Origin of the sequence: Amycolatopsis vancoresmycina, assembly GCF_000716785.1 — a bacterium.
Lineage (GTDB): Bacteria > Actinomycetota > Actinomycetes > Mycobacteriales > Pseudonocardiaceae > Amycolatopsis > Amycolatopsis vancoresmycina.
Genome location: NZ_JNYY01000001.1, coordinates 121363 through 141346, shown reverse-complemented (window position 1 = coordinate 141346; position 19984 = coordinate 121363). Strand labels below are relative to the sequence as shown.

16 protein-coding genes are annotated in these 19984 nt (G+C 74.8%); 10 read left to right on the top strand and 6 right to left on the bottom strand.

The genetic code is table 11. The features are described 5' to 3' along the window. Window positions 1–91: 91 nt before the first annotated feature. Both OO60_RS00585 and OO60_RS00580 read left to right on the top strand, forming a co-directional pair. Window positions 92–511, top strand: a complete 420-nt coding sequence (locus OO60_RS00585) for a nuclear transport factor 2 family protein (protein ID WP_004562689.1) — start codon at window positions 92–94, stop codon at window positions 509–511. Continuing rightward, a complete protein-coding gene (locus tag OO60_RS00580) occupies window positions 508–1137 on the top strand; it encodes a ScbR family autoregulator-binding transcription factor (protein ID WP_004562690.1) in 630 nt (209 codons plus the stop codon). The genes OO60_RS00585 and OO60_RS00580 overlap by 4 nt, the downstream gene beginning before the upstream one ends. A gap of 288 nt (window positions 1138–1425) precedes the next feature. Here OO60_RS00580 and OO60_RS00575 read toward each other — a convergent pair whose 3' ends face one another. Together OO60_RS00575 and OO60_RS00570 are read right to left on the bottom strand one after the other, a co-directional pair. Continuing rightward, window positions 1426–2478 carry an alpha/beta hydrolase gene (locus OO60_RS00575; RefSeq protein WP_081656112.1) on the bottom strand — a complete coding sequence of 351 codons (1053 nt, stop codon included), beginning with the start codon at window positions 2476–2478 and terminating at the stop codon, window positions 1426–1428. A 221-nt stretch (window positions 2479–2699) separates the two neighbouring features. After that, the gene (locus OO60_RS00570; protein ID WP_051767607.1) at window positions 2700–4325 is read right to left on the bottom strand and encodes an AMP-binding protein; all 1626 of its coding nucleotides are present in this window, start codon (window positions 4323–4325) and stop codon (window positions 2700–2702) included. A gap of 132 nt (window positions 4326–4457) precedes the next feature. Here OO60_RS00570 and OO60_RS00565 point away from each other — a divergent pair, with 132 nt between their 5' ends. The 8 genes from OO60_RS00565 (at window position 4458) to OO60_RS00525 (ending at window position 14467) form a co-directional block, all read left to right on the top strand. Next, a complete protein-coding gene (locus tag OO60_RS00565; RefSeq protein ID WP_004562694.1) occupies window positions 4458–5306 on the top strand; it encodes a helix-turn-helix transcriptional regulator in 849 nt (282 codons plus the stop codon). A 129-nt stretch (window positions 5307–5435) separates the two neighbouring features. Beyond that, window positions 5436–6008, top strand: coding sequence for a TetR/AcrR family transcriptional regulator (locus tag OO60_RS00560; RefSeq protein ID WP_004562695.1), 573 nt, complete (start codon window positions 5436–5438; stop codon window positions 6006–6008). Window positions 6009–6148: 140 nt separating this feature from the next. Further along, window positions 6149–8005, top strand: a complete 1857-nt coding sequence (locus tag OO60_RS00555) for a CocE/NonD family hydrolase (RefSeq protein ID WP_081911089.1) — start codon at window positions 6149–6151, stop codon at window positions 8003–8005. 26 nt (window positions 8006–8031) lie between these two features. Next, entirely contained in the window at window positions 8032–9576 is a 1545-nt protein-coding gene (locus OO60_RS44875) for an ABC transporter substrate-binding protein (protein ID WP_004561605.1), read from the top strand. Continuing rightward, window positions 9573–10925 carry a GH1 family beta-glucosidase gene (locus OO60_RS00540; protein ID WP_004561603.1) on the top strand — a complete coding sequence of 451 codons (1353 nt, stop codon included), beginning with the start codon at window positions 9573–9575 and terminating at the stop codon, window positions 10923–10925. Before OO60_RS44875 ends, OO60_RS00540 begins: the two co-directional genes overlap by 4 nt. Further along, window positions 10913–11854: an ABC transporter permease gene (locus OO60_RS00535; protein WP_004561601.1), complete on the top strand. Its 942-nt coding sequence runs from the start codon at window positions 10913–10915 to the stop codon at window positions 11852–11854. Before OO60_RS00540 ends, OO60_RS00535 begins: the two co-directional genes overlap by 13 nt. Further along, on the top strand, window positions 11851–13767 hold the full coding sequence (locus tag OO60_RS00530; protein ID WP_209441365.1) for a dipeptide/oligopeptide/nickel ABC transporter permease/ATP-binding protein: 1917 nt from the start codon (window positions 11851–11853) through the stop codon (window positions 13765–13767). Before OO60_RS00535 ends, OO60_RS00530 begins: the two co-directional genes overlap by 4 nt. Continuing rightward, window positions 13754–14467, top strand: coding sequence for an ABC transporter ATP-binding protein (locus OO60_RS00525; protein ID WP_004558984.1), 714 nt, complete (start codon window positions 13754–13756; stop codon window positions 14465–14467). The genes OO60_RS00530 and OO60_RS00525 overlap by 14 nt, the downstream gene beginning before the upstream one ends. An 11-nt stretch (window positions 14468–14478) precedes the next feature. On the opposite strand, the gene OO60_RS00520 is transcribed toward OO60_RS00525, so the two are convergent. From OO60_RS00520 to OO60_RS00505, 4 genes are read right to left on the bottom strand one after another with little or no spacing between them, the layout of a single operon-like run. Further along, the gene (locus OO60_RS00520; protein WP_051767605.1) at window positions 14479–15789 is read right to left on the bottom strand and encodes a glycosyltransferase; all 1311 of its coding nucleotides are present in this window, start codon (window positions 15787–15789) and stop codon (window positions 14479–14481) included. Between the two features lie 10 nt (window positions 15790–15799). After that, a complete protein-coding gene (locus OO60_RS00515) occupies window positions 15800–16996 on the bottom strand; it encodes a phthiocerol/phthiodiolone dimycocerosyl transferase family protein (RefSeq protein WP_004560713.1) in 1197 nt (398 codons plus the stop codon). Continuing rightward, a complete protein-coding gene (locus OO60_RS00510) occupies window positions 16987–18972 on the bottom strand; it encodes a CocE/NonD family hydrolase (RefSeq protein WP_033260594.1) in 1986 nt (661 codons plus the stop codon). The genes OO60_RS00515 and OO60_RS00510 overlap by 10 nt, the downstream gene beginning before the upstream one ends. After that, window positions 18969–19979 (bottom strand): 3-oxoacyl-ACP synthase III family protein, encoded by a 1011-nt coding sequence (locus OO60_RS00505; protein WP_003100449.1) that lies wholly within the window; start codon window positions 19977–19979, stop codon window positions 18969–18971. The genes OO60_RS00510 and OO60_RS00505 overlap by 4 nt, the downstream gene beginning before the upstream one ends. Window positions 19980–19984 lie beyond the last annotated feature (5 nt).

Below are 19984 nucleotides of genomic sequence, written 5' to 3'. Positions count from 1 at the left end.
CCGGGTTTTCCGGTAGGGTCCCTCCCGGCCGGACCGCCCGTGCGATCCGGCCGCCCGTGCCCGTCCGGCCGCGAAATCCCCGGGAGACCGCGTGAACTCCGTTGCGCAGAGCCGTTGCCGCCACCCGGATCCGGCCGCCGTCGTCCTCGCGCAGCAGGCACTGCTGCGGTTCGGCGCCGGCGACTTCGCCGGGGTCGCGCAACTGCTCGCCCCGCGCGTCGAATGGCACGGCCCGACTCCGGCGCAGCCCGGCGGAACCACGCAAACCTGCACCCGGCGGCAGGTGGAATCGTTCCTGTCCGCGTTCGATTCCGCGATGACCGTCGCCGGGCTCAGCGTCGGCCGCTGGCTCACCGAGGAGGACACGGTCGTGGTGCTGGGCCGCCTCCGCTGCCAGGCCAGGACCGACGGCAGCGAGTCGTCGTACGAGTTCGCCGTTTCGCTCACGGCCGGCGCCGACCTCGTCGACTCGTGCTGGCTGCTCACGCACCCGGTCGGTCCGGCCGCGTGACCGGCACCGCCCGCGGCCGCCGCACGCGCGAGGAGCTCGTCGACGCCGCCGCCGCGATCTTCGACCGGGTCGGGTTCGCCGGCACCACGCTGGACACCGTATGCGCGGAAGCCGAGGTGACGAAGGGGGCGCTGTACTGCCACTTCCCGTCCAAGGCGGCACTGGCGGCGGCCGTGGTCGAACGGTACTGCCCGCTGTGGTGGGAGCTGGCGGCCCGGCTGTCCGCGCGGCACCCCAGCCCGGTCCAGGTGCTGATCGGGCTGACGTTCGAGGTCGCCCGGCGCCACCAGCACGACCCGGCCTACCGGGCGAGCGTGCAGCTCCCCCTGCACGCGGAGCTGGCGGACGTCCTGGCGCCGGCGCACTTCCTCGGCTGGCTGGCAGTCGTGCGCGAGCTGCTGCACCGCGCCCGCCGCGCGGGCGAGCTCCGCGCCGGCGTGGACGTCCGGGCGGCGGCGGAGAGCACGATCGCGGAGTTCGCGGGAACCCCGCTGCTCGCCCGCGCGACGACCGGCGAGCACGACCTGGTCGGCCGGGTCCGCGCGATGTGGCGGCAGCGCCTGCCGGGCCTGGTCGAGCCGGGCACGTCGGCGCGGTTGTCCCTGGAGCCCCCGGAGCCGGCCTGACCGCCGCCCGTGGCCGGTCGTGAGTGGTAAGGAGGGTTCTAACCCTCCTTACCACTCACGACAACCCGGGCACCTCGCGAGCCGGGCCCCGGAGCTCGTGCGGCCACGCCGGAGCCGGAGCCGGGGTGACCGCCGAGGGGCGCCGGTCACCCCGGTTCGTTCGGGAGCCGTCCCCGCGTGCTCGCTCCCGCCGGCGGCGTCGCCCACTCGCCGCCCGGTGCGAAACTACGGGTGCCGGGGGCCCGGGCCCACCACCCCGCGGGTGATACCCCGGGAATCCCCCGGGCGTCAGCCCAGGCGCAGCGGCTGCGTCAGCATCGGGAACGACTCGTGCAGCGACCGCTGCCACCAGGGCCAGTTGTGCGTGCCCGGGCCGTAGAAGTCCGTCGTGACCGTGGCGCCCACCTCACGGAGACGCCCGGCGAGGGCGGTGTTCATCTCGGCGCACAGCGGCTCGATGAACAGGTCGGGCGGGGTGCCCGGCGGGTCGAGCACGCCCGGGGTGCCGTTGCCGCACGCCAGGAACAGCGGGATGCCGGCCAGGGTGCGGGCCAGGGCGTACGGGTTGTGCGCCGCCCAGACGTCCGCGTTCAGGTTCGGGTCGCCCCACAGGGCCGTGGGGTCGTAGCCGTCCTTCACGAGGACGCCCTGGATCAGGCTCGACCCGCGGGCGGCCTCGTACGTCGTGTGCACCACGCCGCTGTAGGACGCTGCCGCGGCGAACATCCCAGGGTGGCGGCCCGCGTACGCCAGCGCGCCGAGGCCGCCCATCGACAGGCCCGCGATCGACCGGACGGTGCCCGCGCCGTAGCCCCGCTCGAGGAGCTGGCGCAGTTCGGTCAGGTGGAACGTCTCCCAGCGCGGCGCGCCGCCCGCGCCCCGGTTGTACCAGTCCGAGTAGAACCCGTCCCGGCCGCCCGAGGGCATCACCACCAGCATCTCCGCGCCGCGGGTGAAGGCGGCGACGTCGGTCGAGCGCGTCCACGACGTGTAGTCGTCGCCCGCGCCGTGGAGCAGGTACAGCACGGGCCAGGTGCGCGTGGCGCCGGGCGTCCAGGCCGGCGGGTGCAGCAGCCGCACCATCGCCGTGGCCGCCAGCGCCGGGGAGTCGACGGTCAGGTCGAGCATGGTGGGACTCAGCCGCTGCTCGGCGATCACCCGCGCCCCGCTGTCGGCCACCGCCCGCGGCGCCGTGGTGGCGCCCGCGAGCGCGGGCCGGGCGACGGCGAGCGCGGACAACCCCGCCGCCGCCCCGAGGACGAACTTCCGCCGGGACACCCGCGCGGGCACGGGTTCGTCCACACGGGACTGGATCTGCCGGTCTTGGACGGGCCTGGGCATCGTTGCCTCCAGGGTGCGGGGATGCGGTGCCCGGCGTCCCCGGGCATGCTCGGGCGCGCCGGTGCGACCGGCCCGGGGACGCCAGGCGTTGGCAGGAGAGCGGCCGGCTCTCCTCGCCCGCGCCGGGCCGGCGCGGGAGACGGGATCCCGGGGCCTGGCGGGCAGCCGGGAACACCCCGGCGCGCGGAAATCGCGCGCGGGTGGGGAAAACCGGGGAAAAACTACTGGGAGTGGCGCTCGGCGTAGCGCAGCGCCGAGCGCTGCAGCTTGCCGCTGGGCGTCTTCGGCAGGGCCGGGACGAAGTGGACGGCCCGCGGGTAGGCGTGCGCGGCGAACCGGGTCTTCACCAGTGCCTGCAGCTCGGCCGCCAGTGCCGGGCCCGCGTCGTGCCCGTGACGCACGACGACGTGGGCCGTGACCACCTCGCCCCGCAGCTCGTCCGGGGCGCCGACGACGGCGGCCTCCGCGACGGCCGGGTGGCCCAGCAGCACGGATTCCACTTCGGACGGTCCGATCCGGTAGCCCGCCATCAGGATGACGTCGTCGTCGCGGGCGGTGAAGCGGAAGGTCCCGTCGGCGTCCCGCGCGGCGGTGTCGCCGGTGAGGTACCAGCGCCGGTCCGCGGTGAACCGCTCGGCCGTGCGCCCGGGCGCACCCCGGTACCCGGTGAACCACATTAACGGGCTGGCGGCCAGGTCGACCGCCAGCCGCCCGCGTTCGCCGTCGGCCGCGGGCTCGGCCGTCTCCGGCCGCAGCACGTCCAGCCGCCAGCCCGGCAGGGCCCGGCCCATCGAGCCGGGCCGCCGCTCGCCGAGCAGGGCGGGGTGCCAGGCGTTGGCCACGGCCATGCCCAGTTCCGTCTGCCCGTAGTGGTCCAGCACCGGCACGCCGAGGACGCGCTCGGCCCAGTCGCTCACCTCGGGCGGCAGCGGCTCCCCCGCCGACGAACAGTGCCGCAGCGCCAGATCCGCCGGAGCGAGCCCTTCGGCCGTGCGCAGCGCGCGGTACACCGTCGGCCCGGCGGTGAAGTTGGTGACCCGGAAGGCCGCCAGCACCTGCCAGGTCAGCCGCGCGGAGAATCCACTGTGGAGCAACAGGGCGCGCCGGCCGAGGCCGAGCGGGCCGAGGATCGCGTGGTAGAGGCCGTAGGCCCAGCCCGGGTCGGCGGCGTTCCAGAACACGTCCGATTCCTCGTGGTCGAGCCCGAACTCCTGGTAGGCCAGCATGGACGCGACCGCCCACAGCGGCACGGGCACGCCCTTGGGAGTCCCGGTGGTGCCGGACGTGTACAGCTCGACCAGCGTCGCGTCCCCGCTCGTCGTGACCGGGACCGGCTGCGGCGGCGCCGCCAGCAGCCGCTCGAAGCTGTGGTCGCCGGGGTGGTCCACGGCGCCGGTGGTGATCACGGTCAGCCGCCACGCCGCCGGGATGTCTTCGCTGGGCCCGAGTTTCGCCCGCTGCCCGGGTTCGGTGACCACGATCCGCGCGCCGCTGCCGGCGATCCGCCCGGCGATCGACGGCGGGGCGAGCGCGGTGAACAGGGGCACGTGGACCGCGCCGATCCGCCAGATCGCGAGCAGCGTGACGACCAGGTCCGCCGACTTGCCGAGCAGGGTGGCGACGCGGTCGCCGGGACCGGCGCCGAGCTCGGCCAGCGCCGTGGCCAGCCGGGCGGAGGAGTCCTGCAGGGCAGCGAAAGTCCAGTCGCGCGAGGACAGATCCGGCTCCACGACGGTGAACGCGACGGCGTCCCCGGGGTGCCGGTCGCACAGCAGCTCCGCGGCGCGGACCCGGGGCCGGTCGAACCGTGAGCGGAGGTCCTCGACCCGGCGCTGGATGCTCGTCATCAGGACCTCCTGGACCTACGCGATACCGCCGCAGTGCCGTACCGTGGCAAAAATGTCTCATCGCGGCGAAAGCCCGGCTACCCCCGCCTGAGGGGAGCGAATCCCGCACGCGACGTCTTCGAGGAGGCAGGCGTGAACCCGAACGCCACGGCCGACGACCGCCCGGAGATCCATCGCGCGCTGGCCCGGATGCGCGACGCGACCGGCCTGCCGCTGACCTTCGGCGGCGAAGTCGGCGCCGGGCGGCAGGTGCAGCTGAGCCAGATCACCGGCCCGCACACCGGCGCGCTGCGCGGCGTCAGCCTGGAGTACGGGCGCGGGCTCGGCGGGAAGGCGGTGGCGCAGCGGCGGCCGGTCGTCGTCGACGACTACGTGCGCTCCCCCGGCATCAGCCACCACTACGACCACATCATCGTGGCCGAAGGGCTGCGCGCGGTGGTCGCCGTGCCGGTGGTGGTGAGGCGGAACGTCCGCGGCGTGCTCTACGGCGCGCTGCGCAGCTCGCTGCCGCTGGGCGATCGGGTCGTCCACGCCGTCGTGGAGTCGGCGCGCGAGCTCGAGCAGACCCTGGCGGTGCGCGACGAGGTGACGCGGCGGCTCGCCTGGCTCGACCGCTACGACGCCACCGACTGCCACCGGCCGCACTGGGAGCTGGTCCGGGAGGCCTACGCCGAGCTGAGGACCCTCAGCCAGAGCGTCGAGGACCCGGTGCTGCGCGCCCGCGTCCGCGCGATCTGCGAGACGCTGTCCGCCGTCTCCGGCCGCCCGGCGCGGGCCGGGAACCTCCCCAGACTGGCGGCGCGGGAGCTCGACGTGCTCGCCTGCGTGGCCCTCGGCTGGACCAACCAGCAGATCGCCGAGGACCTCGGGATCTCCACGGAGACGGTGAAGAGCTACCTGCGCAGCGCCTCGCGCAAGCTCGTGGCGCGCAGCCGGATGGAGGCCGTGGTCACCGCCCGGCGGTTCGGTCTTCTCCCGTGAGGGTACGCGATGGGGTACGGTAGTACCGCGCGCCGCCTCACACCCGGGCGTGTGCGAGGCTACGGAACCATGACCGCGAAGCCACCTTGGATGACGCCACCGGGAGCGCGCACGGCACGAAGCCGACGTATGTCCGACGCCAAGCGCGAGGAGCTGATCCTGCGCCTGGAACGGCTTTTCCTCGACGAGGGTTTCGCCCGGCTGACCGTGGACGACCTGGCCAGCAGGCTGCAGTGCTCGAAGTCGACGCTGTACGCGGTGGCCGGCAGCAAGGAGCAGCTGGTCGTGGTGGCCGTCCGCCACTTCTTCCAGGAGGCGGCCGCCCGGGTCGAGGAGAAGGCCGGGCCGATCACCGACCCCTCGCAGCGCATCGCCGAGTACCTCGCCGGCCTGGGTTCTGAGCTGCGGCGGATGTCGCCGGAGTGCTACGCGGACCTGCTCAGCTTCGAAGCCACCGCCGAGCTGTACGCGCGGCATTCGCTCGCCGCCGCCCACCACGTCCGGGAGTCCATTCAGGACGGCGTGGCCTCGGGCGCGTTCCGCGCGGTGAACGCGGACTTCGTCGGCGCCGCGGTCAGCCTCCTCATCGACGGCATCCAGCACGGGGAACTGCTCGACCGCTCGGGGCTGTCCATGGCCGACGCCTACACCGAACTCGGCGGGCTCGTCCTCGCCGCGCTGACCAACCAAGCCGCGAAGTAGCTTTTCGCCTCGCTCAGCCGAGCGACAACTCGTCCGCCGCGGGTCTTGCGCCGCCCCCGCCCGTGTGTTTACCGTACGGAATCCGGTACTGAAGTATTCGATCTCGTACCCACTCGATTCCGGCGACAGCGGAGGCGGCGATGCCTGCACGCACGGACACTGACCGGCGCCACGGAGTCGTGCTCCGGCGCGACGTCCGGATTCCCACCCTCGAACCGGGAATCACCCTTTCGGCCAACCTGTTCCTGCCCGACGGGCCGGGACCGTTCCCGCTGCTGGTCACCGTCCTGCCCTACCGCCGGGACGTCTCGGCGCTGACCGGGTCGCCCACCGAACGCTGGTTCGCCGAGCGCGGCTACGCGTCCCTGCTCGTGGACATGCTCGGCACCGGCTCGTCGGACGGGGTCCCGCGGCCGCCGTTCGACGCCGGGGAAGCCGACGACGCGCTCGACGCCATCCGCTGGGGCGCCCGGCAGGCGTGGTGCAGCGGCGCGGTCGGCATGTGGGGCGGGTCCTACGGGGCCATCACGACCCTGCGCGCCGCCGCCCGGCGGCCGGACGCGCTGCGCGCCATCATCGCCCTCGAAGGCCCGCTCGACCCCGGCCGCGAATTCGTGCACCCCGGCGGGACGCGCGGGGCGTTCTCGCCACTGGCGTCGTGGGCGATGAGCACGCTGTTCAACCAGGTGCTCCCGCCGGTGGACGACTTCGCCGACCCGGACGAGCAGGCGCGCTGGCACCGGCGGCTGACGTTCGCGCCCTACGTGCTCGACCTCTTCCGCAACGGCCCCGGCTCCCCGGTGTGGGCCCGGCGCCGGATCGACGTCTCCGCCGTCGAGGTCCCCGCGCTCTGCGTCGCAGGCTGGCGCGACCTGTTCGTGGACGGCGCGGTCCGGGCGTACGAAAGCCTGCGCGGCCCCAAGGCCCTGATCGCCGGGCCGTGGATGCACGTGATGCCGCAGGAGTGCCCGGTCACGCCGATCGACTTCCTGGCGATCGCCAAGTCCTGGTGGGACCGCTGGCTGCTCGGCGAGGACACCGGTACCGACGCCCCCGGAGTCCGCCTGTACGTCCAGGGCGGCCGGCCGCGCTGGCTCGGGTTCGGTTCCTGGTCGCCGGACGGCGGTGTCCGGACCGAGGACCTCGCGAGCTGGCAGCGATCGGCACCGTCCACTCCGGACCCCGCCACCGGCCTGCAGTCCGGGCTCTGGGCCACCCCCGCCGGGCAGTTCGGCCTGCCGCTGGACCAGCACGGCGACGACAGCCGCAGTCTCAGCTACACCTCTCCCCCGCTGCCCGGGCCGCGGCTGATCAGCGGACGGCCGTCGGTGACGCTCACCGGGCCGTGGCCCCGGGTGTCGGTCAAGCTCACCGACGTCGACCCCGCCGGCCGGTCCGTGCTGATCTGCGCGGGCATCGCGTGCGACGGCGAAGGCGAGTTCATCGTGCCGCTGACCCCGACCACGTACGAAGTCGCGGCGGGACACCGGCTGCGCGTCGTCGTCGCCCCCGGCGACTTCCCCCGGGTCTGGCCGCAGGAGCCGCCCGCGGGCTGGCCGGTGGCGCGGGAGCTGACCCTGCCGGTCGCCGACCCCGCGCGCGGGGTCGCGTGCCCGATGCCGGAACCGCCCGAACCCGCACCCGCCGGCCTCGACGAGGCGCCGGGCGCCGACCAGGCGGCCTCCTGGGAGGTCGTCGAAGACCTCCTGCACGACACGGTTTCCCTGCGCCTGGCCGGCGGCAACCGGATCCGGCCGGACACCGTCCCCGGCGGGCGGCACACGCTGGAGGTCGAGCAGGAGCTCGTCGCCACCGCGCACCGGCTCGACCCGGGTGCCTCGACCACCACCGGCAGGCTCACCGGCACCGTGGACACCGCGACCGGCGCCCACCTCACCGTCGAAGTCACGGTGACCGCGACCGCAACCACCCTCGACGCCCACGCGAAAGTCGTCCAGGACGGCGCTTCCCTGCTCGATCGGCACTGGCGCGGCTGACCGCCGGCCCCAGCGAAAGGTGTTCCATGTCTGCCCCTGCCGTCCTCTCCCGTCGCGAGTTCACCGTCGGCGGCCTGCTGCTCGCCGCCGGTCTCGCGGCCGGGTGCGGCGGGCCGTCCGGCTCCCCCGCCGCGGACCGCACGCTGCGCATCGGCCAGTACTGGCCCCCGACCAGCCTCGACCCGGCGAAGGCGGGCGGCGAGTCCCAGTTCTTCCTGCAGCCCGCCTACGACCCGCTGATCGTCCGCGCCGCCGACGGCAGCTACCAGCCCGGCCTCGCGACGGCGTGGCGCTACCTGGGCACCGGCAACACCGCCTTCGAGATCACCCTGCGGGACGGGGTGACCTTCAGCGACGGCAGTCCCCTGACCGCGGCGGGCCTGAAAGCCAGCATCGAGCACTTCCGCAAGTCGGCGGGCCAGGCGGCGGCGTTCCTCGCCCCGATCGCCACGATGACGGCGACGCAGCCGCTGGTGCTGCGGCTGACTCTGAACCAGCCCCACCCGCTGCTGCCGGCGCTGTTCACCCAGGACTACCTGGCCGGCGACGTGATCAGCCCGGCCGGGACCGGCGCCCCCGCGGACCTCGCCACCCGCACGTCCGGCGCCGGGCCGTACGTCCTGCTGCCCGCGGAAACCGTCGCCGACGACCACTACACCTACGGCCCGAACCCGAAGTACTGGAACGCGGCGGGCCGGTTCTACGACAAGATCACCGTCAAGGTGCTGCCGAACGAGAACACCGCCCTCGCCGCGCTGAAGACCGGCCAGGTCGACGTCGTCGCCGGCAGCTACGCCATCGCCGGCGGCGCCAAGGCCGCCGGCTTCGCGATCGCCTCGAGCCCGGCCATCGTGATGGGCCTGCAGCTCAACGACCGGGCCGGCACGCTCTGCCCGCCGCTGGCCGACGTCCGGGTGCGGCAGGCGCTCAACTACGCGGTCGACCGCGCCAAGATCACCGCGGCCCTGCTCGGCGAATACGGCGTCCCGGTCGACCAGCCCTCGGCGCCCGGGCAGGACGGCTTCAGCGAACAACCCTTCTACACCCACGATCCCGGCCGGGCCCGGCGGCTGCTGGCCGACGCCGGCCACGCCGGCGGGTTCGCGCTGCCGGTCGTGATCCCGTCGGCCCCGGGGTTCCCCGGCGACCTGGCCCAGGCCATCGCGTCGGACCTGCAGCAGGTCGGCGTCACGCTGCGGATCACGGCGAAGGAACCCGCGGCCGCCAGCACCGCGCTCACTGAGTTCCCGGCCTCCACCATGGGCTGGGGCGTGCTGCCCGCCTACTTCATGGGCCGCGGCCTGTGGCTGAAGGACGCCATCGGGATGAACCCGTTCCACAGCAGCGATCCCGAGCTGGAGAGCCTCGACCGGCAGGCCGCGGCCGCCGACGGCGCCACCCGGCCCGGCCTCGACCGGCAGATCGTCCGGCGGGTGGTCGAGCTGGGCTGGTTCCTGCCGGTCTGCCTGAGCCCGGGGCTGCTGTTCTACCGCGACACCGTCGGCGTGGACCCGGTGCCCGGCAAGCCGTTCCCCAGCGTCGCCGCCTGGCACCCGGCCGGCCGCGCATGACCGACGCGGATCCGCGGTTCCCGCCGGGGTTCCGGTGGGGCGTCGCCACGGCCGCCTTCCAGATCGAGGGCGCGTGGAACACCGACGGCAAGGGACCGTCCACCTGGGACACCCGGGCACACCGCCCCGGCGGGCTCGCCGGTGGCGCCACCGGCGACGTCGCCTGCGACCACTACCACCGGCTGGCCGAGGACCTCGACCTGATGGCCGGGCTCGGGATCGGCAGCTACCGGTTCTCCGTGTCGTGGCCCCGCGTGCAGCCCCTCGGCCGCGGCCGCTGGAACGGCGGCGGGCTGGCCTTCTACGACCGGCTGCTCGACGGCCTGCTGGCGCGGGCGATCGAGCCGGTGCTCACGGTCTACCACTGGGACCACCCGCAGCCGATCGAGGACGCCGGCGGCTGGGCCTGCCGCGACACCGCGGCCCGGTTCGCCGACTACGCCGAAGGACTCGCCGTCCGGTTCGGCGACCGCGTCCGGCACTGGCTCACCCTCAACGAGCCGCTGTCGGTGATGCACGCGGAGATGTCCGGTGCCCGGCCGGAACCCGCGCGCCACCACGGGCTGCGGGTGGCCCACCACCTGATGCTCGGGCACGGGCTGGCCGTTCCGCGCCTGCGGGCCCACGTGCCCGGCGCCGAGATCGGGATCAGCCTCAACCTGGCCGGGACGACCCCCGCCAGTGGGCGTATGGCGGACGTCGCCGCGGCCGCCCGGGCCGAGGCGTACGAGGACCGCCTGTTCCTCGATCCCCTGCTGCGCGGGGACTACCCGCACCTCGACGGCCGCCCGGTGATCGAGGCGACGGCGGCCGACCGCGCGCTGATCGCGGCGCCGCTCGACTTCGTCGGGGTCAACTGGTACGCCCCGGCCCGGGTCGCCGCGTCGGACGCCGGGGTGTTCGGCTACACCCGGGTGCCGGTCCCCGGCGCGGGCACGAACCTGCTCGGCTGGCCGGTGGCACCGGCCGAGCTCGGCGCGCTGCTGGCGTGGCTGCGCACGCACTACCCGGACCTGCCGCCCATTCTGATCACCGAAAACGGCTTCCCCGACACCGACGAACCGGACGGCACCGGCGCGGTGCCGGACCCGCGGCGCATCGCCTACCTGCGGGCCTGCCTGGAGCAGGTCCGCGCCGCGCTCGACGCGGGCTCGGACATCCGCGGCTACCACGTCTGGTCGCTGCTGGACAACCTCGAATGGGAGCACGGCTACCGGCCGCGCTTCGGGCTGGTGCACGTCGACTTCACGACGCTCGCCCGCACCCCCAAGGCGTCCTACCGGTGGTACCGGGAGCTCATCGCGGCCCAGCCGCTCGACGGGAAGGACGGCGGGCCGTGCTCCGGTTGATCGCGCACCGGCTGGTGGTGTCGGTGGCACTCGTCTTCGTCGTATCGCTGCTGGCTTTCCTGCTGCAGTCGGCCGCGCCCGGCGACCTCGCCCGGGCCGTCCTCGGCCAGAACTTCAGCGTCGCGGCCCACGAGCAGCTGCGCCACCAGCTCGGCCTCGACCAGCCCGTGCTGACGCAGTACGGGCACTGGCTGCGGGACGCGCTGCACGGCGACCTCGGCACGTCGCCGGTCAGCGGGCTTTCCGTGGCGGGCGAAATCGCCGGGCGGCTGCCGGTCACGCTCTCGCTCATCGGCTGCGCGACGGTGGTCACCGCGTTCGCCGGCGTCGCGCTCGGCGTCGTCAGCGCCGTCCACGGCGGCCGGATCGGCCGGGTCGTCGACGTGCTCTCGCTGATCGGCTACGCGCTGCCCAGCTTCTGGTTCGCGCTCACCATGGTGACGCTCTTCGCGGTCACCGTCCGGCTGCTGCCGGCCACCGGGTACGTCGCGCTCGGCGCGTCACCCGCGGGGTGGGCGCGCAGCCTGGTGCTGCCGGTCGCGACGCTGGCGCTGCCCGGGATCGCCGTGTTCGCCAAGCAGACCCGCGACGCGATGCTGGACGCGCTGTCCCGGGACTACGTGACGGCGCTGCGGGCCCACGGCGTCCCGGAATCGTCGGTGGTGCTGCGCCACGCGCTGCGCAACGCGGCGATCCCGGTGGTCACCCTGGTGGGGCTGACGTTCATCGGGCTGCTCAGCGGCACCGTGTTCGTGGAGTCCGTCTTCGCCATGCCGGGCCTGGGCGGCCTCGCCGTCCAGGCCACGTCCCTGCACGACATCCGGATGATCCAGGGCGTCGTGGTGGTCTTCACGGTGATCGTCGTCGCGGTCAACCTGCTGGTGGACCTGGCTTACGGCTGGTTGAACCCGAAGGCCGGGCTCCGGTGACCGCGGGCATCGAGGAGTTCGTCGCCCGGGGCGCCCGGCCCGGACGGCGGTGGCTCGCCGCGTTCCGCCGCCCGCTCGCGTGGCTGCCGCTGGGGTACCTCGCGCTGCTGGTCGCCGGTTCGGTGCTGGCGCCCGTGCTCGCGCCCGCCGGCCCGGTCGCGACCGATCTGGACCACGTGCTCGCCGGCCCGGGGCCCGCGCACCCGCTCGGCACCGACACCCTCGGCCGGGACGTGCTCGCGCGGCTGCTGTACGGCGGGCAGGTCAGCCTGCTGCACGCCGCGATCGTCGTCGCCACGGTGGTCGGGGTGGGGGTCAGCGGCGGCGTCGTGGCCGGGTACCTCGGCGGCTGGTTCGACCGGGCGTTCACCTGGGTCGTCGACGTGCTGCTCGCGATCCCGGTCCTGATGACGCTGCTGGTGGTGCTGGCCGTCGTGGGCGAGCACCAGACCGTCGTGATGGTCGCGCTCGGCGTGCTCGTTTCGCCCGGGCTCGCGCGGGTGGTCCGCGGGGCCACGCTGGCCGTGCGCAAGGAGCTGTACGTCGCCGCCGCGCGGGTGTCCGGGCTGCCGCACCGCCGGATCGTGGCGGCGCACGTGCTGCCGCGGATCGCCGGCCCGGTCATCGTCCAGGTGTCGCTGCTGGCCGGGGGTGCGCTGCTGATCGACGCCGGGCTCAGCTACCTGGGGTTCGGCGCGCAGCCGCCGGATCCGACCTGGGGCGACATGATCGCGCAGGCGGCCTCGGTGATCGACCGGCAACCGTGGCTGCTGGTGCCCCCGGGGATCGTGCTGGGCCTGGCGATCCTGGCCTTCGGGCTGCTCGGTGACGTCGTCCGCGACGCGACCGCCGACCACGCCGGGCCCCTGCGCGACCGCCTGCACCGCGCGCACCGGGCGGCCGCACCGGCGCTGACGCCGCGGAACGAGCCGACCACGGCCCTGCTTTCCCTGCGGGGCGCCGAAGTCACGCTGGCCGGCGGCCGGGTCGTCGTGACGGACCTCGACCTCGACGTCGGGCCCGGCGAAACCGTCGCGCTGGTCGGCGAATCCGGCTGCGGCAAGTCGATCACCGGGCGGGCGATCCTCGACCTGCTCCCGGCGGGCGGCGCGATCACCGCCGGGAGCCTCCGGTTCGCCGGCGCCGACCTGGCACTGGCCGGGCCGCGGGCGGTGCGCCGGCTGCGCGGCTCGCGGATCGCGCTGATCTCGCAGGACCCGGTGGCGGCCCTCGACCCGGTGTTCACGGTGGCGCACCAGCTGGGCGAGCTGGTCCGGCTGCGGCACGGCGGATCGCGAGCCTCGGTGCGCGAGCGCGCCCTCGCCCTGCTGCGGGACGTCAACCTGCCGGAAGCGGTCGCCCGCCGTTACCCGCACGAGCTGTCCGGCGGCATGGCCCAGCGCGTCGCGATCGCGATGGCACTGGCCGGGGAACCGAACCTGCTCATCGCCGACGAGCCGACGACCGCCCTCGACGCCGCTGTGCAGGCGGAGGTGCTGGACCTGCTCGGGCGGCTGCGGGCCGAACGCGGGATGGCGATCCTGCTCATCACCCACGACTGGGCGGTGGTGTCCGCGTTCTGCCGGCGCGCGTACGTGATGTACGCCGGGCAGATCGTCGAGTCGGGCCTGGTGGGCGACCTGCTCGCGCAGCCTCGCCACCCGTACACCGAGGGCCTGCTCGGCGCGCTGCCGGGCCGGGCCCGGCCCGGCGCGCGGCTGGCCGCCATCCCCGGGTCGGTGCCGGACCCCGCGCACTGGCCGCGGGGCTGCCACTTCGCCCCGCGGTGCCCGCTGGCGACGCCCGAGTGCAGCGCGGCGCCGGTCCCGGTGGCCGAACCCGCCGCCGGGCACCGCACCCGCTGCCGTCACCACGCCAAGCTCGTCCCGGGAGGGGAACGTGCCTCTGCTTGAACTGCACGACCTGGCCGCCGGCTACCGGCCGCACCACCCGGTGGTGGCCGGGGTGGACCTCACCGTCCGGGCGGGGGAAACGCTCGGGCTGCTGGGCGCGTCGGGGTCGGGGAAGTCGACGATCGGGCACGCGGTCGTCGGCCTGGTCCGGCCCGCCGGCGGGCGGATCCTGTTCCGCGGCGAGGACATCACGCACGCGGGCGCCCGGCGGCGGCGGGCGCTGAGCCGGCACCTGCAGATCGTCTTCCAGGACCCGCACGGCTCCCTCAACCCGTCCCGCACGATCGGCAGCACGCTCGCCGAGCCCCTGCGGGTGGTCCACCGCCTGCCGCGCCGGGCGGCCGGGGAGCGGGTCGCCGACGTCCTGACGCGGGTCGGGCTGTCCCCCGCGGCGGCCGCCCGCTACCCCGGCTCGTTCTCCGGCGGCCAGCTGCAGCGCATCGCCATCGCCCGGGCGCTGGTCCCGGAGCCGGACCTGGTGGTCTGCGACGAGCCGACCAGCGCGCTCGACCTGTCGGTGCAGGCGCAGATCCTCAACCTGCTGCTGGACCTGCAGCAGCAGCTCGGCCTGAGCTACCTGTTCATCTCCCACGACACGGACGTGGTCCGCTTCTTCTGCCACCGCACGGTTTTCCTGCGGGACGGCCGCCTCACCGAGCCGGCCGCGACGTCGGACCTCGTGAGTGGTAAGGAGGGTTAGAACCCGCTTTTTCACTCACGACGGCCGCGGCAGACCGGCTGGCCCGGCGCCGAATCCAGCGCCTCCAGCACCTTGACCGCGTGCCCGACCCCGTCCTCCGCCCGGATCAACTCCGCCAGCTCCCCCGCCCGGGCCGGGACACTCCCGGAGACCGCCGCCCCGATCGCCCGGGCCAGACCGTCCGCGGTCAGCTCGCGCAACGGCTGCGGCCGCGGGGCCACGCCGAGCGCGAAGAGCCGCCTGCCGAAAAACGGCTGGTCGAACATGAACGGGCAGACCACCTGCGGCCGTCCGGCCGCCAGCGCCGCGCCCGTCGTGCCGGCGCCGCCGTGGTGGACCACCGCCGCCATGCGGGGGAACAGCCAGTCGTGCGGGGCCTGCGTCAGGCAGAACGCGTTCTCGCCGAGGCCGTCCGGGCGCAGGCCGCCGCGGCCGAGCGCCACGAGCGCGCGCAGCCCGGTCGCGCGCAGGGCGGCCGCCACGATTTCGCCGGTGCGGGCCGGGTCGCTGCCGACCATGCTGCCGAAGCCCAGGTAGACCGGCGGGTCGCCGGCCGCGAGGAAGGCGGCCAGGTCCGGCGGCGGTGTCCACGGGGCCGGCGGCAGGAAGAAGAACCCGGGCGTGTGCACCGGTTCCGCGTACCACGCCCGCGGCGGCAGCAGGTGCCTGCTGAACGCCTGCAGCACCGGGGCCGGGGTGCCGCCGGGCCGCCGGAGCGGGTCGTGGGCGAAGCGGCGGCGGGGCAGGCCCAGCCCCTCCCGGCGGAACCGCGCGGGACTCCCGGTCAGCGCCCGCACGAACGTCCTGGTCGTCGCGTAGGACGCCCGGTTCAGCGTCGCGGGCAGCGGGAACGGGAACAGCGGGTCGGCGAACGACGGCGTCGGGACCCAGAACGGCTGCAGGCACACCGGGACGGCCGGGACGCCCAGCAGTTCGGCGATCGCGTGCCCCGGCACGTTGACCTGGTGCACGACGAGGTCGAGGCCGTCCACCACGGCCGGGGTCCCGGCGAGCGCGGCGAGGTCGCCGAACACCCCGGCCATCGCGGCCCGGTTGCGGCGCAGCAGCCGCAGGAACAGCCGTTTCCCGCGCAGGCCGCGGAAGTTGCGCTCGACGGCCTCCCACGCCGCCCGGTCGCCGATCAGCTTGTTCGTCCCGTCGTCGAGCGGGATCACCTGCGCGCAGAACGGTTCGCCCACCGCGGCCGACGACGCCGGCGCGGCCAGCACCACCTCGTGCCCGGCCCCGGTCAGCGCCGCACCGAGCGCGGCGAACGGCTGGACGTCGCCGCGGCTGCCGTGGGTCAGCAACAGCACCTTCACGAAACCCTCCCTAGGCCGACGCGCCGACGATCAGCAGCTGCTCGTGCAGTTCCCGGACGAGCCGGTCGACGTCGCCGCGGGTGAAGAACCGCTCGGTGAAGATGTGCAGCACGGTCAGCCGGTCCCGGTAGGTCGAGACGTAGTAGCCGGGGAAGAACGTGTCGCCGACGGTGTCGAGGATGTGCAGCTCGGTGAACGCCAGCCCGGGCGGCGCCGGGAACTCCGGCACCACCCCGAGGTTGCTGATCAGCGCGTAGGACAGGTTGCGCCCGAGCGCGTCCGCCATCGGCGCCGCCTCCCGGACGCCCTCCGGGCCGGCGAGGACCTCGTCCATCCGCGCCTTGACCTCCCGGCCGGCGAGGACCGGGCTCAGCCGCGGCGAAACGGCCGTTTCGGCCACGTAGGACATCATGAAGTTGGTCGTCTCGAGCTCGCCCACCGGCGGGTCGACGCGGCGCCGGAAGTCCACCGGCGACACGCAGTACATCGGCACGCTCTCCCGGCCGCCGGCCAGCACGCGCTGGGCGACCAGGATCGCGCCGGCGACCAGGCCGTGCACCGTGGTCTCGTACCGCCGCGCCGCCCGTTTGAGCCACTGCGTCTCCTCGGCGCTCAGCCGCAGGTACCCGCTGAACAGGCCCGCGGTGGCGGCCGCCGGCTCGGGCGGGGTCGCGGAGTGGAACAGCCGCCGGTCGTACGGGATCAGGCCGAGCCGCTCGTGGAAGAGCGCGGCGGGCGGCGCGGGCAGGGCCGTGCCCGGCTCGCTCACCGGTTCCTCCCCCGCCGCGAGCGCCGCGAACACCCGCAGCAGCTCGCGGAAGGTGCCGAGCCAGGCGTTGGCGTCGGTGATCGAGTGGTCCGTGCGCAGGGCGACGTACCCGTGCGCGTCCCCCTGGACGAGCACGAGGTCGGCGACCCCGGCGGTGGCGTCCCACGGCAGCGCGGTGATCCGCGCCAGCGCGTCCGGCCCGTCCGCGAGGACGATCAGCTGCGGTTCGCGGTCGGGATCGACCGCGAGCACGGCTTCCGGCGAGCTCCCGCGGACCCGGGCCCGCAGCACGGGGTGCACCGCGCACAGCTGCCGGAACGCGCGGGCGAGCACGTCGGCGTCGAGGTCGCCGCCGTACTCCGCGGCCATGATCACCACCCGGTCGAGGTGGGCCAGTTCCAGGTAGTTCAGCGGACGTTCGAGCCCGGTCAGGTCCATTTCCACTCCCGCGTGAAGAACTGCGTGCCGTTGACGAGCACTTCGGCCGTGACGGCGGCGTCCGCGGCGCCCATGTCGATGCCGGCCCGGACGACGACCCGGCCGCCGTCGGGGGTCTCGGCGGTCTTCTCCCCCGTCGCCGTCATGCGCGCCCCCGCCGGGTCGTGCTCCGGCACGCCGAGGTCGACCTGGGTGGTCATCGCGAGGGAGTCCCGGCCGGCTCCGGGGAGCCGGATGCGGTCCCGCTTCTCCACGGTCAGCCGGACCGACGAGCGGAGGTGGTCGCGGGCGATCTCCCACCGGTCGCGGCCGGTTCCGGCCGGGCCGCGCCGGGCGGCCGGCGGGAGGGACACCTCGGTGAGCGCGCCGGGATCGGCGGCGGGCAGGCTCAGGGTGGTGGCCTGGTGGCCCTCGTACTCCTCGGCGGCCAGGCCGACGTAGTCACCGGGCCCGCGGATCACGCGGACGCCGAGCAGCCCCGGCTCCGCGGCCGGCCACAGCCGCGGGATGTCCGCCTCGGCCAGCACCAGCCGCACGCGGTGACCCGCGGCGACCTGGTAGCACGTCGGGTCCAGCTGCACCTGGACGACGTCCTCGTGCCGGGTCAGGCGCACCGTGCCCGACGAGACCAGCAGCGACCGGTCCTGCTCGTCGACGTCGGTCACCTTGAGCACGCACCGGGTCGCGGTCGTGCCGGGGCCCAGCAGCAGCCGCACCGAGGGACGGCCGGCGATCAGCAGCGGCTCCGGCAGCGGCGCGCTGGTGAACGCGAGGGTGCGGGCGTCGTCGTCGTGCTGGTCCAGCGGGTAGCCGAACCGGTCGGTGGGGTGCTTCGTGAGGCCGCTCAGCGCGCCCACGGTCGGGTCGCCGCGGCCGGTGACCGTGGCGGCCGCCGACGGACGGCCGCCCGGCGCGGACCGGTACAGGTGCCCGGAGCGGGACGCGACGAAGACGTGGTCGGCCTGCTTCTCCGGCGGCCACTGCGCGGCCCGCACCCAGCGGGCGCCCGCGCCCTGCACGAAGAACGTCGCGGTCCGCTCACGCGTGCCCGCGCGCGGCGCCTGGCCGTGCAGCCACCGGTCCCACCACTCGCAGGCGAGCACGGCCGACGGGAACGGCGCCACCGGCGCGACGTCCGGGAAGGTGTGCAGCCACGGCCCGGCGATCAGCTGCTTCGGGCCGCGGATCTGCTGGTAGGCGGCGATCATCCCGTCGCAGAACAGATCGCGCCAGCCGGCGACGCACAGGGACGGCACGGTGATCCGCCGCGCGTCGATCCGGCGCTCGGTCCACACCGCGTGGCCCGGCGGGTGCGCCCAGGCGTCGGCGAACCAGGGTTCGAACTTCTCCAGCCGTTCCTTCCAGAGGCTTTCGTAGTTCTCCCGGTCTTCGGCGCGCAGCGGCGGCAGCAGCGCGCAGAAGATGTTGTACAGGCTCAGGTGCCCGAACATCCCGATCCCGCCGCGCTGGCCCGCCGGGTGCACCAGGTCGCGTTCGACGTCGGTCCAGCCCATCACCGGGAAGATCGCCTTCAGCGCGGGCGGCCGCTGCGCGGCGACGGCCAGCGTCGTCAGGCCGCCGTGGGACAGGCCCCACATGCCGACCCGGCCGGTGCACCACGGCTGCGCGGCGGCCCACTCCACCACGGAGACGCCGTCGGCGACCTCGCCCGGGCTGAGCAACGGCCGCGGCGTCCCTTCGGAGGTCCCGATGCCGAAGCAGTCCACGTACAGCACGGCGTAGCCGCGTTCGGCGAAGTACCGCAGGTACCGGCTCGCCGCGACACCGCCGAGGCCGTCCTTCCGTCCGGTGTGGAGGGTCACCAGGGCCGGCACGCGGTAGCCGGTCTTCGGCAGGTAGAGGTCGGCGCCGAGGGTGAGGCCCGGCTCGCTCGACGGGATGCGGACGTCGCCGCGGAACTCGACGGGGTGGCGGGGCGGCCGGGACCGCGGAACCCGCGCCGGGGGCCGGGTCACCGGAGCTCCGCCGGCTTGCGCGGCCGGCTCCAGCGCAGCGTGGCCCCGCCCCAGCTCATGCCGCCGCCGAACGCGACGAGCAGGACCACGTCGTCGTCGAACAGCCGCCCGGAGCGCGCGGCGTCGTCGAGGGTGATGGGGACCGAAGCGGCGCCGGTGTTGCCGTAGCGCTCGACGGTCAGGTGCATCTGGTCCGGCCGCAGGTCGAGGGTTCTGGCCAGGTCCTGCAGCATCCGGCCGTTCGCCTGGTGGGGCACGATCAGGTCGACCTCGGCCACCTCGAGCTCCGCCGATTTGGCGACGTCGACGACGAGCTCGGGCAGCACCCGGGCGGCGAGTTCCCGGACCTGCCGCCCGCGCATGGCGAAGAAGTGCTCGCCCGCGGCGAGGGTCGCCGCGCTCGCCGGCCGCCTGCTCCCGCCGCCGGGCACGGTGACGAAGTCCGCCGTCCGCCCGTCGGAGCCCAGCGCGCTCGACAGCAGCCCGCGGCCGCCGCCGCGCTTGCCGAGCACGACCGCGCCGGCTCCGTCGCCGAAGAGCACGCACGTCCGGCGGTCTTCGTAGTTCAGGATGCGCGAGTAGGTGTCCGCGCCGATGACCAGTGCGTTGCGGGGCAGGGGATCCGCGTCGAGCAGCGCGTGCGCGGTGACCAGCGCGTAGACGAACCCGCTGCACACGGAGTCGACGTCGAAGGCCGCCGCGCGCATCGCCCCCAGGTTGGCCTGGACGGCGCAGGCGGTGGCCGGGATCGGCTGGTCGGGGGTCGACGTGGCGACGATCAGCAGGTCGATGTCGGTGGCGGCGAGGTCCGCAGCCCGCAACGCGTGCTCGGCGGCCCGGGTGGCCAGGTCGGACGTCGCCTCCTCCGGCGCCGCGACCCGGCGCTCGGTGATGCCGGTCTTGTCGAAGATCCACTGGCCGCCGAGGCCGAGGCGGGTGCCGAGCTCGGCACTGGTGAGCACGGTTTCCGGCAGGTACGAGCCGGTTCCGAGAATGGCGGTGTTCATGGGCG

Bases quoted from the DNA above. Each gene is read 5' to 3' on its own strand.
- OO60_RS44875 (WP_004561605.1), top strand. From the start codon at position 8,032: ATGTCTGCCCCTGCCGTCCTCTCCCGTCGCGAGTTCACCGTCGGCGGC.
- OO60_RS00505 (WP_003100449.1), bottom strand. From the start codon at position 19,979: ATGAACACCGCCATTCTCGGAACCGGCTCGTACCTGCCGGAAACCGTG.
- OO60_RS00515 (WP_004560713.1), bottom strand. From the start codon at position 16,996: ATGGACCTGACCGGGCTCGAACGTCCGCTGAACTACCTGGAACTGGCC.
- OO60_RS00555 (WP_081911089.1), top strand. From the start codon at position 6,149: ATGCCTGCACGCACGGACACTGACCGGCGCCACGGAGTCGTGCTCCGG.
- OO60_RS00575 (WP_081656112.1), bottom strand. From the start codon at position 2,478: ATGCCCAGGCCCGTCCAAGACCGGCAGATCCAGTCCCGTGTGGACGAA.
- OO60_RS00570 (WP_051767607.1), bottom strand. From the start codon at position 4,325: ATGACGAGCATCCAGCGCCGGGTCGAGGACCTCCGCTCACGGTTCGAC.
- OO60_RS00560 (WP_004562695.1), top strand. From the start codon at position 5,436: ATGTCCGACGCCAAGCGCGAGGAGCTGATCCTGCGCCTGGAACGGCTT.
- OO60_RS00540 (WP_004561603.1), top strand. From the start codon at position 9,573: ATGACCGACGCGGATCCGCGGTTCCCGCCGGGGTTCCGGTGGGGCGTC.